The organism is Streptomyces sp. Inha503 (genome assembly GCF_047215865.1).
GTDB classification, from domain to species: domain Bacteria; phylum Actinomycetota; class Actinomycetes; order Streptomycetales; family Streptomycetaceae; genus Streptomyces; species Streptomyces lycopersici.
On the sequence record NZ_CP178360.1, the window covers coordinates 9,021,120 to 9,036,606 of the forward strand.

Consider the following 15,487-nt stretch of genomic DNA (forward strand, 5'->3'; position numbering starts at 1 on the left):
CTTTACGGGATGGTATCGGTTGCGAGCGGTAACTGGGCAAGCGCCAGGGCCCGTCGGTGGCTTGTCAGTGACCGAAGACCCTCGGCGCGGTGTGACCTTCTTCTCTCGGATACCACCCCAAAAGGGACGTTCAGTCTTGGGTTCGGTATTCCTCCAGAAGCCTCCGTCCAATAATCATTTTCTGAATCTCAGCGGTCCCTTCGCCGATGAGAAGCATCGGTGCCTCCCGGTAGAGCCGCTCGATCTCGTATTCCTTGGAGAAGCCGTACCCGCCATGGATGCGGAAGGCGTCCTCCACGACCTCTTTGCAGTACTCCGACGCCAGGTACTTCGCCATTCCCGCCTCGAGGTCGTTGCGCGCGCCCGAATCCTTCTTCCGGGCCGCATTGACCATCATCGCATGCGCCGCCTCGACCTTTGTTCCCATTTCGGCCAGTTTGAACTGGATGGCCTGGTGCTGGGCGATCGGCTTACCGAAGGTATGCCGCTGCTGTGCGTATGCGACGCCCAGCTCGAAAGCGCGCCGAGCCACACCACAGCCGCGGGCGGCGACATTCACCCGGCCGACCTCGACTCCGTCCATCATTTGGTAAAAACCTCGGTTCGGCGCTCCGCCGAGCACCCGATCGGCCGGAATGCGCAGTCCGTCCATGATGAGCTCGGTGGTGTCGACCCCCTTGTAGCCCATCTTCTCGATCTTGCCGGGGATGGTCAGACCGGGCCGGACGTCCCCGAAGCCGGGCTCCTTCTCGACCAGGAAGGCGGTCATCGCCTTGTGCGGCGCGACCCCCTCCTGGGCCTCGCCGGTCCGGCACAGGACCGCCACCAGGGTGGAGCTGCCGCCGTTGGTCAGCCACATCTTCTGCCCGTTCAGGACGTACTGATCGCCGTCCCGCACCGCCTTGCTGGTGATGGCCGACACATCCGAGCCAAGACCCGGCTCGGACATCGAGAAGGCGCCCCGGATCTCGCCCAGCGCCATCTTGGGAAGGAAATACTCCTTCTGCTCCTCGGTGCCGTGCTGCTTGAGCATGTACGCCACGATGAAGTGGGTGTTGATGATGCCTGAGACGCTCATCCAGCCGCGGGCGATCTCCTCCACGCACAGTGCGTAGGTGAGCAGTGACTCGCCCAGTCCGCCATATTCCTCCGGGATCATCAGCCCGAAGACGCCGAGCTCCTTCAGTCCCTCGACGATCGCCGTCGGATATTCATCGCGATGTTCCAGCTCGGTCGCGACCGGCAGGATCTCCTTGTCGACAAAATCCCTGACCGTGGAGAGGATCTCCCGCTGGATGTCGGTCAGGCCCTCCGTCTGTGCGAGGCGGCTCATATCACTGCTCTCCCAGCTCCGGGCGGCCCGGCTGCTCGCCGCCCCGCTCCTTGATGTATGCGGCGGTCGGCACCATCACCTTGCGCCGGAAGACACAGACCAGAGTGGAGTCCTGCTTGTAGCCCTTGGTCTCCACATACACGATGCCCCGGTCGGCTTTGGACTTCGACGGCGTCTTGTCCAGGACCGTGGTCTCGCCGTAGATGGTGTCGCCGTGGAAGGTGGGCGCCACATGCCGCAGTGACTCGACCTCCAGATTGGCGATGGCCTTTCCGGAGACATCGGGGACCGACATGCCCAGCAGCAGGGAGTAGATGTAGTTGCCGACCACCACGTTCTTGCCGAAATCGGTCGTCTTCTCGGCGTAGTTGCTGTCCATGTGCAGCGGGTGATGGTTCATGGTGAGCAGACAGAAGAGGTGGTCGTCGTACTCGGTGACCGTCTTCCCCGGCCAGTGCCGGTAGACGTCGCCCACCGTGAACTCCTCATAGGTACGGCCGAACTGCATGGCTCACGCCTCCGGGGGCTGGAAGGTGGACGTACGGCTCATCCCGGCGGCGCGGCCCTTGCCCGCGACGACCAGGGCCATCTTGCGGCTGGCCTCGTCGATCATCTCGTCCCCGAGCATCGCCGAGCCCTTCATACCGCCCTCCGCCGAGGTGCAGTAGTCATACGCGTCCAGGATCAGCTCGGCGTGGTCGTAGTCCTCCTGCGACGGCGAGAAGACCTCATTGGCCGCCTCCACCTGGCCGGGGTGCAGCACCCACTTGCCGTCGTAGCCGAGGGCGGCCGCACGCCCGGCCACCTCGCGGAACCCGTCCACGTTCCGGATCTGGAGGTACGGTCCGTCGATCGCCTGGAGGTCATGCATGCGGGCCGCCATCAGGATCCGCATCAGGATGTAGTGATAGGCGTCCGCCGGATAGCCGGGCGGCTGCTCGCCCACGACCAGCGACTTCATGTTGATGGACGCCATGAAGTCGGCCGGGCCGAAGACGATGGTCTCCAGCCGCGGCGAGGCTCCGGCGATCTCGTCCACGTTGACCAGGCCCTTGGCGTTCTCGATCTGCGCCTCGATGCCGATCCGCCCGATCTCGAAGCCCATCGTCTTCTCGATCTGGGTGAGCAGCAGGTCCAGCGCCACGATTTGCTGGGCGTCCTGCACCTTGGGCAGCATGATGCAGTCCAGGTTCGGGCCCGCGCCCTCCACCACCGTGATGACGTCCCGGTACGTCCAGTGGGTGGTCCAGTCGTTCACCCGCACCACCCGGGTCTTACCGGTCCAGTCGCCCTCGTTCAGCGCCTTGACGATGGTGTGCCGGGCGTCCTCCTTGGCCAGCGGGGCGCAGGCGTCCTCCAGGTCCAGGAAGACCTGGTCGGCCGGGAGTCCCTGGGCCTTCTCCAGGAAGCGCGGATTGGAGCCGGGCACGGCGAGGCACGAACGGCGCGGACGCAGGCGGCCGGCGGCGTCGGGGGCGGTCATACGAGAACCTCCAGAGGGGGAAGCGTGTTCGCGGCGCGGATCTCATCGACGATACGGCCGATGATCTCCGTGATACCGAAGTCCTTGGGGGTGAAAACGGCGGCGACACCCGCGGCGCGCAGGGCGGCCGCGTCCGAGGACGGGATGATCCCGCCGACGATGACGGGAATGTCCTGGGCGCCCGCGGTGCGCATCCGCTCCAGGACGTCCGGCACCAGCTCGGCGTGCGACCCGGACAGGATCGACAGCCCGACGCAGTGCACGTCCTCGGCCACGGCCGCCGAGACGATCTGCTCCGGGGTGAGCCGGATCCCCTGGTAGACCACCTCGAAACCGGCGTCCCTGGCCCGTACTGCGATCTGCTCGGCGCCGTTGCTGTGCCCGTCCAGACCCGGCTTGCCGACCAGCAGCCGCAGCCTTCCGCCGCCCAGATCGGCCGCGGTCTTCCCGACCTTCTCGCGGACCGAGGCCAGCTTGGAGCCCGCCTCCGTGGCGACGGACAGGGGCGCGCCGCCGACCCCGGTGGGGGCGCGGTACTCGCCGAAGACATCGCGCAGCGCCCAGGCCCACTCCCCGGTGGTCACGCCCGCGCGGGCACAGCGCAGGGTGGCCTCCATCAGGTTGTCGGTCCCCACGGCGGCCTTACGGAGGGCACCGAGGGCGTCCTGGGCGGGCCCCTCGTCGCGTCGCTCGCGCCAGGCGTGCAGGGCCGAGACCACCCGTGCCTCGTTCTCCGGGTCCACCGTCATGATCGCGGTGTCGAGGTCGGCGGTGAGCGGATTGGGCTCGGTGGACTCGTAGCAGTTGACGCCGACGATCTTCTCCTCGCCCGCCTCGATCCGCGCCCGGCGCTCGGAGTGGGAGGCCACCAGCCGCGCCTTGAGATAGCCGGACTCGACGGCGGCCATCGCGCCGCCCATCTCCTGGATCCGCTCGATCTCGGCCTCGGCCTCCTCCACCAGCGTGGCGACCTTGGACTCGATCACATGGGAGCCCTCGAAGATGTCGTCGTACTCCAGCAGATCGCTCTCATGGGCGAGGACCTGCTGGATGCGCAGCGACCACTGCTGGTCCCAGGGGCGGGGCAGGCCCAGCGCCTCGTTCCAGGCCGGGAGCTGGACGGCGCGGGCGCGGGCGTCCTTGGAGAGGGTGACGGCCAGCATCTCCAGGACGATGCGCTGGACGTTGTTCTCCGGCTGGGCCTCGGTCAGGCCGAGCGAGTTCACCTGGACGCCGTAGCGGAACCTGCGGTGCTTGGGGTTCTCGATGCCGTACCGCTCGCGGGTGATCCGGTCCCAGATGCGGCCGAAGGCGCGCATCTTGCACATCTCCTCGATGAAGCGGACGCCCGCGTTCACGAAGAAGGAGATCCGGGCCACCACGTCGCCCTTACGGTCCTCGGGAACCTGGCCGGAGGCGAACACCGCGTCCAGTACGGCGACCGCCGTGGACATCGCGAAGGCGATCTCCTGCACCGGAGTGGCCCCGGCCTCCTGGAGGTGGTAGCTGCATATGTTGATCGGGTTCCACTTGGGGATGTGGTTGACCGTGTACGCGATCATGTCGGTGGTCAGCCGCAGGCTCGGGCCCGGCGGGAAGACATGCGTCCCCCGCGACAGGTACTCCTTGACGATGTCGTTCTGCGTCGTCCCCTGGAGCTTTGCGATATCGGCGCCGTGCTCCTCCGCGACGACCTGGTACAGCGCCAGCAGCCACATCGCCGTCGCGTTGATCGTCATGGAGGTGTTCATCCGCTCCAGGGGGATCTCCTGGAACAGCCGCCGCATGTCGCCCAGGTGCGAGACCGGGACCCCGACCCGGCCCACCTCGCCACGGGCGAGGATGTGGTCCGGGTCGTAGCCGGTCTGGGTGGGCAGGTCGAAGGCGACCGAGAGCCCGGTCTGGCCCTTGGCCAGGTTGCGCCGGTACAGCTCGTTGGACGCCTCGGCGGTGGAGTGCCCGGCGTAGGTGCGCATCAGCCAGGGGCGGTCCTTGGGGCGGGGTGTGCCGCTCATCGCACGCCCCGGCTGGGCTTGTGGCCGTCGCGGTCACGGAACAGGTTGATGGCGTCGATGTGCTGCTCGCGCATCGCCTGGTCGCGCACGCCCATGCCCTCCTCGGGGGCCAGGCACAGCACGCCGACCTTGCCCTGGTGGAGGTTGTTGTGGACGTCGTACGTGGCCTGGCCGGTGTCCTCCAACCGGTACGTCTTGGACAGCGTCGGGTGGATCTTGCCCTTGGCGATCAGGCGGTTGGCCTCCCACGCCTCGCGGTAGTTGGCGAAGTGCGAGCCGACGATCCGCTTCAGCGACATCCACAGGTAGCGGTTGTCGTACTCGTGGGTGTAGCCGGAGGTCGAGGCGCAGGTGACGATCGTGCCGCCCTTACGGGTGACATAGACGGACGCGCCGAAGGTCTCCCGGCCCGGGTGCTCGAAGACGATGTCCACGTCCTCGCCGCCGGTCAGCTCGCGGATCTTCTTGCCGAACCGCTTCCACTCGCGCGGGTCCTGGGTGCCGTCGTCCTTCCAGAACGTGTAGTCCTCGGCGGTGCGGTCGATGATCGCCTCGGCGCCCATCCGCCGGCAGATCTCGGCCTTCTGCGGCGAGGAGACCACACAGACCGGGTTGGCCCCGCCGGCCAGCGCGAACTGGGTGGCGTAGGAGCCGAGCCCGCCGCTCGCGCCCCAGATCAGGACGTTGTCGCCCTGCTTCATCCCGGCGCCGTTGCGGGAGACCAGCTGCCGGTAGGCGGTGGAGTTGACCAGGCCCGGGGCGGCCGCCTCCTCCCAGCTCAGATGGGCCGGCTTGGGCATCAGCTGGTTGGACTTGACCAGCGCGATCTCGGCGAGTCCGCCGAAGTTGGTCTCGAAGCCCCAGATGCGCTGCTCGGGGTCGAGCATGGTGTCGTTGTGGCCGTCGGCGCTCTCCAGCTCGACCGACAGACAGTGCGCGACGACCTCGGCGCCCGGCTTCCAGGAGTTCACGCCGGGGCCGGTGCGCAGCACGACGCCCGCGAGGTCGGAGCCGATGATGTGGTACGGCAGGTCGTGCCGCTTGGCCAGGGGGGAGAGCTTGCCGTACCGCTCCAGGAAGCCGAAGGTCGGCAGCGGCTCGAAGATCGAGGTCCACACGGAGTTGTAGTTGACCGAGCTGGCCATCACGGCGACGAGCGCCTCTCCGGGGCCCAGCTCGGGCACCGGCACCTCGTCCACGTGCAGTGACTTGCGGGGGTCCTTCTCCCGGGTGGTGAGGCCCGAGAACATCTCGGCCTCGTCCTTGCGCACGGTCACCGCGCGGTACGACTCGGGGACGCGCAGTGCCGCGAACTCCTCGGGTGCTGTGTCCGACGCCAGGATCGCGTCAAGTATCTCGTTCATCGGTGCCTCCGGCGAAGCGTCCATGAGGGGACGCCTGAGGGAACGCTGGGCTCGTGACGGGTGATTGCTGATGCTGTGCCGTCGGTTCGGCGGAGGTGGTGCTCGATGCGGCGCGGGTGGCGCCGGGTGCCTGGTGACGCAGGCGTTGTCCGGGCGCGCAAAGCGGTTGCGGGGACAGCCGACGCACGATGGTTGGCAGTGCGCCGGCCGCCCGGACATCATCACCGTATGGCACTCTGTGCCACGCCGCAAGACACTGGGTGCCAACAATTTCCCTCAGTTGTCATCTCCAGTGCACACATGAGCAACAACGGCCGCCCCAAGCGGGGCGGCCGTCGCGGTGTGTATCCGGTTGTGCGCGTCCTTCGTCAGTGGCCCTCGTAGCCCTCGTCAGTCGTCCTTCTCCAGCGAGAGGGCGAAGATATGCGCCCGTGCGGTGCCCGAGGGGGCGCCCAGGGTGATCGCCGACAGCTCCTTGCCCGGGTCCAGCTCCACCACCTGGTGGAAGATCGCGGCCTTGGTGCCCAACGGGCCGGTACGGGTGTGGATCTGACTCGTCCGCACCGCCTCCGTCTCCCCGTACGCCGGACCCGACATCCAGGCCGTCAGCTGGATGGTCAGCTTGCCGGTGGAGCCGTCGGCGTACGTGGCCTCGGCGGGGACGGACACGTTGCCGGTGTCGCCCGCGCCCAGCACATGGAGCTTCGTGTAGCCGCCCGCCGCCACCGTGACCTTCTGACCCGCGGCGATGACATTGTTGTTGGAGCCCTCGCTGCCGTTGGTGAACGCGAAGGCGATCCCCTCGTCCTCGGTCTGCCCGGTCTGCGGCAGCTGCGCCATCGGATAGGTGCGGCCCGTACCGTCGAAGTCGCCGTCCCCGTAGTACATCTCGGTGGTGATGGCGTCGTTGTCGAAGTGCCCGGTCAGGTCGACCTGGGTGACCGCGCCCGCCTGCGGCAGCTCCGGCAGGCCCCACGGCTCGGCCGGGGTGGCGACCTTCACCGGGGCGATCCGGAAGTCCGGCCGGGCGCCGGCCGGGTAGATCACCGCCTCGTCCTCCCGGCCCAGCTCCAGCTCGACCTCGCCGTTCCCCAGATCACGCCACTTCGGCGCCGGGCCGCCCACCCCGGCGACCGCCACCCGGCCGCCGATCGAGTGGCGGACGCGGCAGGGCTCCCCGGCCAGGCTGCGCACCCGCACCCAGCGCGTCGTCCCGCCCGTACGCACCCCGCTGACCAGGAAAGCGCCCTGGGTACGGAAGTCGTGCAGCGTGACGTCCTTCCACTCGCCCGGCACCCCGGGGAAGAAGCGGATGGTCCCGCCCCAGCTCTGGCAGAGCATGTCGTGGATGGCCTGTGCGCCCGACAGCGGGGTCTCGATCACCGGACCCGCCTCGTAGTAGTGGGTGTTGGGCTGGATGAACCGCGCCACCAGCTCCCGCAGATACTTCAGCGCGTCATCGCCGCGCCCCATCTGCGTCGAGATCGAGGCCGCGCCCGAGAAGCTGTAGCCGCGCAGCGCGCCCTCGAAGCTGATCCAGTGCTCCAACGAGCGGGCGATCAGGTCCCGGTGCTCCTTCTGGTCCCAGTTGACCAGGTAGAGCGGGTAGACCGAGAGCATATGGGAGTAGTGGCGGTGGGACTTGGCGAAGGGAACCCCGGTGCCGATCATGAAGCCGTTCTCGTCCGCCGGATAGTCGACCAGCTTCTCCAGCACCTCGCGCCACTTGGGCACCAGCGGATCGTCCTTGCCCAGCAACTCGACCGTGGTCAGCAGGGTCTGGCAGGACCAGCGCAGCAGCGCCAGGTCGTAGTTGCAGTCCGGGGCCGCGCCGTACTCGGGGGAGAAGGTCTTCGGCAGGTGCAGCCTGCCGTCCGGCTGCTGGGTGAGGAAGTGGAGGTAGTAGTTGGTGGAGCGGCGCAGCAGCGGATAGAGCACGTCCTCCAGCAGGCCCCGGTCCATGGTGTGGCGGTAGCTCAGCCAGACGTTGTGCAGCGCCCAGGGCAGATTGCCGACCTCGGGGGAGTCCCCGACGCCCGGCACCGGCACCGTGCCGTTGTCCTCGCACTGCGCGTCCGTGGAGCGGCGCAGCCCGGCCGAGTCGGCGCGGTACTCGGGTTTGAGGCCGCTGATGAGCACATCGGTGTTCTCCGCGAGGGTGCGCGGAATCGCGTCAAGCTCCAGGTGGTTGGAGCCGTGCACCGGCCAGTACTCCAGCTGGACGTTGAGGTTCCACCACACCCCGGGCCATGGGGTCGGCTCCACCCACGGGCCGGTGGTGGCCATGACGGGGGCGTGCTCACGGGCGGCGCAGGCCAGCTTGTAGAGCTGGATCCAGTAGAAGCTCTGGAGCATCCCGTCGGGCACCGAGATGAAGCTCTTGCGGTAGAAGCGGTGCCACCACTCGTAGTGGGTGCGCCGCAGGCTGGAGACCGGCAGCGCGGACGCCTTGCGCACGGTGGTCCGCGCCCGGCCCTCCGCGTCCGTACCCGGATAGGAGTGCGCCACGGCCAGGTAGTACGTGCGCTCCCGGCCGCTGCCGCGCTGCTTGTACGCGCTCACCGTCTGCCCGCCCGCCACCAGCGACTGGACGGTGACGCCGAGCCCGTCCTCGGTGCGGCTGACCGGGGCCGGGTTGGGCTCGAAGCCCTTCGGCGGATCCTCGCGGACGATGCGCGGACTGACCGCCGGTGAGGGCTTGAACTCCCAGCGGAACCCCTCCTCGCCGGCGCTCGCCTCGACGGTGGCCAGCAGCGTGGTGCGGTCGTTGTGCACCAGCGCGCGGAGCTTCAGCTCCCCCTTGTCCGTGGTGACCGTGCCGCGCAGCTCGGCGTTCCACAGGTCCAGCCGCAGATCGACGCCGGTGATGGCGCCGACCGGGCGCAGCAGCAGATTGCCCACCGGGAGCCGCGCCACGCCCCAGTCGCTGCCGCCTTGCGTGGGCCGGTGGTCCTGCACCTCGCTGTGGTGGACCGTGAAGCGCAGCGCGTTCTCCCCGGGCTCCTGGTAGATCATCGAGCCGAGCAGGCCATTGCCGAGGAACGGCCCCTCGTACCACGTTCTCGGCAAGCGCTTCCAGAGCAGATCCTGACCGCTGAGGAAGCGCTCCCACTCCTGGTCGGTGCGCATGCCCCGCAGGGTCACCGAATGCTGTGGCTGTGCGGCCGCCTCCTGCTCGGGAAGGGTCACACCGACGGCCGTGCTCGCGGCCGCGCCCGCCGCCACCCGGCCCAGGAATCCACGTCTGCTGACTGGCATCCCGATCTTCTCCCGTCCCCGAAGCGAACAGATTGCTCCGATGATTTGGCTAGACGGGAGCGTAGAAACGGGCTGATGATGCGTCAAGGCACCCGATTGCTCTGATGTATCGAGCGCCGTGTCGAGGATGCGGTGAACGAGGAGGAACGATGCGAACGGCACGATCAAAGGTCACCAGAGCCGTGGCCGCCCTCGCCTGCGCGGCCGCCGTGCTGGTGCCGCTCCGGGCGGCGGCGGCATCGGACGGTCGTGCGCAGGACTGGCGGCTGACCGGAAAGGGGCAGGTCAGTGGCGAGCTCAAGCTGAACAACGAGGGTGCGCTGACCCTGACCGCGCGCCATGGCTCCACCACCGTGCTGCGGCCGTCGGGGCTGGGCATCCGCACCGCCGACACCGATTTCAGCAAGGGCTTGCGGTTTGCGGGGCGCAGCGACCGCAAGGTCCACGAGACCTATACGACCACCACCGGCCGCCGCACCCAGCACACCTCCGACGCCGCCGAGTCGACCTTCACCTTCCGCAAGGACGGGCGGACGCTGAAGGTGGTCATCCGGGTCGCGGCCGATGGCCTGGCCTACCGCTATGTGCTGCCGGACAAGGGGACGGTCACCGTCCTCGGCGAGAGCACCGAGTACGCCGTCCCGCCGTCCGCCGACTCCTTCCTCCTGCCGTACGACAACGGCCGCCAGGACTACGAGTCCGCCCATGACCACGGCACGGTGGCCGACGCCAAGGCGGGCGACTACGGCTATCCGTCGCTCTTCCACATCGGCTCCAGCTGGATGCTTATCGAGGAGGCGGACCTCAACAGCTCCTACGGCGGCTCCCGGCTCACCCTCGACTCCGCCACCGACCGCTTCAAGCTCACCCTCCCCGACCCCGCCGAGGTCAGCGGCCCCGGGCTGACCACCCCCTGGCGGACCATGGTCATCGGAGACCTCGCCACCGTCACCGAGAGCGATCTGCCGACCGATCTGGCCGCCCCCTCCAAGGTCGCCGACACCTCCTGGATCAAGCCGGGCAAGGCGGCCTGGTCCTGGTGGTCGGACGGGCAGAGCCCGACCAGCCTGGACGCCCAGAAGAAGTTCGTGGACTTCGCGGCGCGCGAGGGCTGGGAGTACATCCTGGTGGACTCCGGCTGGAGCGACTCCTGGATGCCCGAGCTGACCGCGTACGCCAAGGAGAAGGGCGTCGGGGTCTGGCTGTGGGCCCGCTGGCAGACCATCGACGCGCAGAGCGAGCGGGACCGGCTGTTCCCGCTGTGGAAGTCCTGGGGGATCGCCGGACTGAAGATCGACTTCCTGGAGTCGGACGGTCAGGACCGGATGCGCTGGTATGACGCGGTCTTCAGGGACAGCGCCCGGCACAAGCTGATGCTGAACTTCCACGGCGCCACGATTCCGCGCGGCCAGGAGCGGACCTGGCCGCAGCTGATGAGCACCGAGGCGGTCAAGGGCGCCGAGGGCACCCGCCCCAAGCCGGGCCGCCAGCCCTTCCCGGCGGCGCACTACACGACCCTGCCCTTCACCCGGAACCTCATCGGGCCCATGGACTTCACCCCGGTGACCTTCACCGGCGTGCGGCCCACGAGCGACGCGGCCGAACTCGCGCTCTCGGTCGTCTACGAGTCCGGGGTGCAGCACTTCGCCGACAGCGTGGAGTCCTACGAGAGCAGGCCGCTCGAGCTGAAGTTCCTGAACCAGGTGCCCACGGTGTGGGACGAGACAAAGCTGGTCGACGGCGACCCCGGCGACCGCGCCGTCCTGGCCCGCCGCTCCGGCGACACCTGGTACCTGGGCGCGATCACCTCGGGCGAGGCCCGCACGCTGGACGAGCCGCTGAGCTTCCTCGGCAAGGGCGGCTGGCGGATCGAGGTGTGGAAGGACGGCCCGGACGGAAAGGTCGTCACCGAGACCAAGGAGGTCACGGCGACCTCCCGGCTCAAGGTGGACGTCCCGAAGAACGGCGGCTTCGCGGCGAAGCTGACGAAGACCGACTGAGGCGCCCGCGCCTGCGCCGCCCCCTGCCGGGGCGGCGCAGGCGCGGCGCGGGCGGGGTCCACCTGTGGGGGGCGGACCCCGCCCCTCGGGCCCGGGGGCGGCCGTTGGAGGGGCGGGTGCCGCCTCTCGTCCCCGCCGCGACGGCGGGACGTCAGACGGCGCAGCCCGGCGGTGCCGAACCGCCTGCTCGGCGGGCCATAGGGTGCGGGGTCTGTCTGCGGGTGTGGGAGGGACGGGTGCCGCCCCTCCCTCCCCGCCGCGTCGGCGGGACGTCAGACGGCGCAGCTCGGCGGTGCCGAGCTGCCTGCTCGGCGGGCCATCGGGTCTGGGGCCTGTCTGCGGCCGTTGGAGGGGCGGGTGCCGCCCCTCGTCCCCGCCGCCTCGGCGAGACGTCAGACGGCGCAGCCCAGCGGTGCCGAACTGCCTGCTGGGCGGGCCCTCGGGCCCGGGGTCGGCCGTGGGAGGGGCGGGTGCCGCCCCTCCCTACCCGCCGCGACGGCGGGACGTCAGACGGTGTGGTCCGGCGGTGCCGAACTGCCTGCTGGGCGGGCCCTCGGGCCCGGGGTCGGCCGTGGGAGGGGCGGGTGCCGCCCCTCCCTACCCGCCGCGTCGGCGGGACGTCAGACGGTGTGGTCCGGCGGTGCCGAACTGCCTGCTGGGCGGGCCCTCGGGCCCGGGGTCGGCTGTGGGAGGGGCGGGTGCCGCCCCTCCCTCCCCGCCGCGACGGCGGGACGTCAGACGGTGTGGTCCGGCGGTGCCGAACCAACCGCATGGGCGGGCGGCTCCAGCCCAAATCGAGGGTCACCAAGCCCGGGGGCGAGCCCAGGACCGGCGGACCCGGCGAACCGCAGCGCTAGCGCTGCAACGCTTCCTTGATCGTCCGCATGACCTCCGTCAGCGGCGCGTCCGTCCGCGCCACCATCACCACCACCTCGTCCTCCTCCCTCGCCGAGACGGCCGCCGCGGGGCGCCCGCCGGCCACGGCGGGACGTCCCCCGATGCCGCTCCCGAAGGTCTCGCGGACGATCGCGAACGCGTGGTCCAGCTGGGACTCCACATCGCCCTCCCCGCCCGCCCGCAGCCAGCGCCGCAGCACATGGTTGTGGGCCGTGACCACGGCCGACGCGGCGACCTCGGCCAGCAGCGGATCGTCGTCGCCGTCGTGGTGGGCGCCCTCGTCGAAGTGGCCCAGCAGATAGCGGGTGAACAGCCGCTCGTAGCGGGCCACCGAGGCGATCTCCCGCTCCCGCAGCGCCGGTACCTCCCGGGTCAGCCGGTAGCGCTCCACGGAGACGGCCGGCGAGGCCGCGTACATCCGCATGACCTCTTTGATCCCACGGCACACGGTGTCCAGGGGGTTCTCATGCGGAGGCGCCGCGTCCAGCACCGCCGCCGCCCGCACCAACGTGTCGTCGTGGTCCGGGAAGATCGCCTCCTCCTTGGAGCGGAAGTGGCGGAAGAAGGTGCGCCGGGCCACCCCCGCCCTGGCCGCGATCTCGTCGACGGTCGTCGCCTCGTACCCCTGCGTCGCGAACAACTCCATCGCCGCGGCCGCGAGTTTGCGGCGCATGGACAGACGCTGGGCCGCGGCGCGGCGGCTTCCCGCGCTCTCACCGCCACCGGATGAGGGGGTTCGCTTCGTACGCTCCGTACGCGTGGCCTTCACGGGCTGGGACATGTGGGGAACGTAACACGCTTGTGAGTGCCGGTGCGGGGGCAGACCGACGGAAGGCTCCAGCAGCCCGCCCCACCGGGAACCGGAGTCAGACGGTCCGCCCCACCCGGAGGCGTACTCGGGCTCGTACTCAGGCTTTGGCATACTCGCGGAAGCCGCGCCCGGTCTTGCGGCCCAGGCACCCGGCGGCCACCAGGTGCTCCAGCAGCGGCGCCGGCGCCAGGCCCGGTTCGCGGAACTCCCGGTGCAGCACCTGCTCGATGGCCAGCGAGACGTCGAGCCCCACGACGTCGAGCAGTTCGAAGGGACCCATCGGATAGCCGCCGCCCAGTTTCATCGCGGCGTCGATGGCGTCCGGGGTGGCGTAGTGCTCCTGGACCATCTTCACGGCGTTGTTGAGGTACGGGAACAGCAGGGCGTTCACGATGAATCCCGCCCGGTCGCCGCAGTCCACCGGGTGTTTGCGCACCGCCGCGCACACGGCGTGCGCGGTCGCGCGCACATCGTCCGCGGTCAGCACGGTGTGCACCACCTCGACCAGCTTCATCGCGGGCGCCGGGTTGAAGAAGTGCAGGCCCACCACGTCCTGCGGGCGCGAGGTCGCCCGCGCGCAGGCGACGACCGGCAGCGAGGAGGTGGTCGTGGCCAGCACCGCGCCCGGTTTGCAGACCTTGTCCAGCACCCGGAACAGCTCCTGCTTGACCACCAGGTCCTCGGCCACCGCCTCCACGGCCAGGTCCACGTCGGCGAACGCGTCGAGCGCGTCGGCCGGGGTGATCCGCGCCAGCGCCTGCTCCCGGGCCTGCTCGGTCATCCGCCCCTTGGACACCGACCTTTTCAGGGATTTCCCTATGCGGGCCTTCGCCGCCGCGGCCTTCTCCAGGGTCCGGCCGGCCAGCACCACCTCCAGGCCCGCCTTGGCGAAGACCTCGGCGATCCCGGAGGCCATCGTGCCCGAGCCGGCGACCCCGACGGCGCGCACGGGGCGCGCCCCTTCCGTGGAGTGCCCCACCTCGGCCGTCGCGGCGTCGGGGACGATGGTGCCGCTGCCCGGCGCCTCGTACGTGTAGAAGCCGCGGCCCGCCTTACGGCCGGTGAGACCGGCCTGGGCGAGCTGCCCCAGGATGGGCGCGGGGGCGTGCAGCCGGTCGCCGGAGGCGGCGTACATGGCCTCCAGGACGGTGCGGGCGGTGTCGACGCCGATCAGGTCGAGCAGGGCCAGCGGGCCCATCGGCAGCCCGCAGCCGAGCTTCATCGCGGCGTCGATGTCCTCCCGCGCCGCGTACTTGGCCTCGTACATCGCGGCGGCCTGGTTGAGATAGCCGAACAGCAGCCCGTCGGCGACGAACCCGGGCCGGTCGCCGAGCGCCACCGGCTCCTTGCCCAGATCGCGGGCGAGCGCGGTGACCGCCTCGACGGCCGCGGGGGCGGTCAGCACGCTGGAGACGATCTCGACGAGCCTCATCGCGGGCGCCGGATTGAAGAAGTGCAGGCCCAGAACCCGCTCCGGATGGGCGGACTCGGCGGCCAGCCGGGTCACCGACAGCGCGTTGGTGCCGGTCGCGAGGATCGCGGCGGGGCCGACCACGGTGTCCAGCTCGGCGAAGACCTCGTGCTTGGTGCCGTAGTCCTCCGGCACCACCTCGATCACCAGCTCCGCGCCGGCGGCGGCGCGGAGATCGGTGGAGATGCGGAAGCGGTCGAGGATCCCGGCCCGCTCGCGCTCGCTGATCCGCTCGCGGTGCACGGCGCGGGCGGTGGCGACCTCGAGCGCGGTGACGGCTCGGCGGCAGGCGCTTTCGTCGATGTCGATACCGATCACCTCGCGGCCCGCCCGGGCCAGGATCTCGGCGATGCCGGTGCCCATCGTGCCGAGCCCGACGACGGCGACAGTAGTGAGCGGGGCCCGGGAGGGGGAGAGATCAGAGGGGGACGTAGTGCTGACGCCGGTGTGTGGGAGACGGTCCATCGCGGACTCCAGAGGGTGTTCCCCGGACGCGGGGATGAAGTGACGACTGAGGGGAGCTCGTGCCATGCCACTGCTGCCGTTCACGCCACGCATGCGCGGGGGGCTGACGCGGCTGACACAAATCCCCGATGGAAGGGCTTGCACGCTCCCTTACGGACAGCGCCGCACGGAGGAAACTGCCCGTGGGAGACACGCGGCCGGCCCTGTCCCGGGGCCGTGCCTCAACTGCTGTTCTGGAACTGCCGAACCGACGTCACACAAGGCGGCTGCGTCACCAGGCCGCCGGAGCAGGGGTGCTGCTCGTGTCGCCATATTAACTCGCGGGTAACCAAGATGCCAGAGCTCAAAGTGCGGCCGTGCCGGAACGCGGCCCACCGGGGAGGGGAGACC

9 protein-coding genes are annotated in these 15,487 nt (G+C 69.8%); 1 reads left to right on the forward strand and 8 read right to left on the reverse strand.

What is annotated here, in order from left to right:
• Window positions 1–130 precede the first annotated feature (130 nt).
• The 6 genes from ACJX2R_RS38240 to ACJX2R_RS38265 form a co-directional block, all read right to left on the reverse strand.
• On the reverse strand, window positions 131–1,333 hold the full coding sequence (locus tag ACJX2R_RS38240) for an acyl-CoA dehydrogenase family protein (RefSeq protein ID WP_413103804.1): 1,203 nt from the start codon (window positions 1,331–1,333) through the stop codon (window positions 131–133).
• Window position 1,334: 1 nt separating this feature from the next.
• A complete protein-coding gene (locus tag ACJX2R_RS38245; protein ID WP_262705386.1) occupies window positions 1,335–1,841 on the reverse strand; it encodes a MaoC family dehydratase in 507 nt (168 codons plus the stop codon).
• A gap of 3 nt (window positions 1,842–1,844) precedes the next feature.
• Window positions 1,845–2,816, reverse strand: coding sequence for an HpcH/HpaI aldolase/citrate lyase family protein (locus tag ACJX2R_RS38250; protein WP_413103805.1), 972 nt, complete (start codon window positions 2,814–2,816; stop codon window positions 1,845–1,847).
• Window positions 2,813–4,831 (reverse strand): protein meaA, encoded by a 2,019-nt coding sequence (locus tag ACJX2R_RS38255; protein ID WP_413103806.1) that lies wholly within the window; start codon window positions 4,829–4,831, stop codon window positions 2,813–2,815. The genes ACJX2R_RS38250 and ACJX2R_RS38255 overlap by 4 nt, the downstream gene beginning before the upstream one ends.
• Entirely contained in the window at window positions 4,828–6,195 is a 1,368-nt protein-coding gene (gene ccrA, locus ACJX2R_RS38260) for a crotonyl-CoA carboxylase/reductase (protein ID WP_413103807.1), read from the reverse strand. The genes ACJX2R_RS38255 and ccrA overlap by 4 nt, the downstream gene beginning before the upstream one ends.
• Before the next feature lie 390 nt (window positions 6,196–6,585).
• Window positions 6,586–9,453, reverse strand: a complete 2,868-nt coding sequence (locus tag ACJX2R_RS38265; protein WP_413103808.1) for a glycosyl hydrolase family 95 catalytic domain-containing protein — start codon at window positions 9,451–9,453, stop codon at window positions 6,586–6,588.
• A 149-nt stretch (window positions 9,454–9,602) separates the two neighbouring features.
• Between ACJX2R_RS38265 and ACJX2R_RS38270 the strand changes: the two genes are divergently transcribed.
• Window positions 9,603–11,453: a glycoside hydrolase family 97 catalytic domain-containing protein gene (locus ACJX2R_RS38270; RefSeq protein ID WP_413103809.1), complete on the forward strand. Its 1,851-nt coding sequence runs from the start codon at window positions 9,603–9,605 to the stop codon at window positions 11,451–11,453.
• 853 nt (window positions 11,454–12,306) lie between these two features.
• Here the strand turns inward: ACJX2R_RS38270 and ACJX2R_RS38275 are convergent.
• Window positions 12,307–13,131 (reverse strand): TetR family transcriptional regulator, encoded by an 825-nt coding sequence (locus tag ACJX2R_RS38275; protein WP_413103810.1) that lies wholly within the window; start codon window positions 13,129–13,131, stop codon window positions 12,307–12,309.
• A gap of 127 nt (window positions 13,132–13,258) precedes the next feature.
• Window positions 13,259–15,097, reverse strand: a complete 1,839-nt coding sequence (locus ACJX2R_RS38280) for a 3-hydroxyacyl-CoA dehydrogenase family protein (protein ID WP_413103811.1) — start codon at window positions 15,095–15,097, stop codon at window positions 13,259–13,261.
• Between the last annotated feature and the right edge of the window lie 390 nt (window positions 15,098–15,487).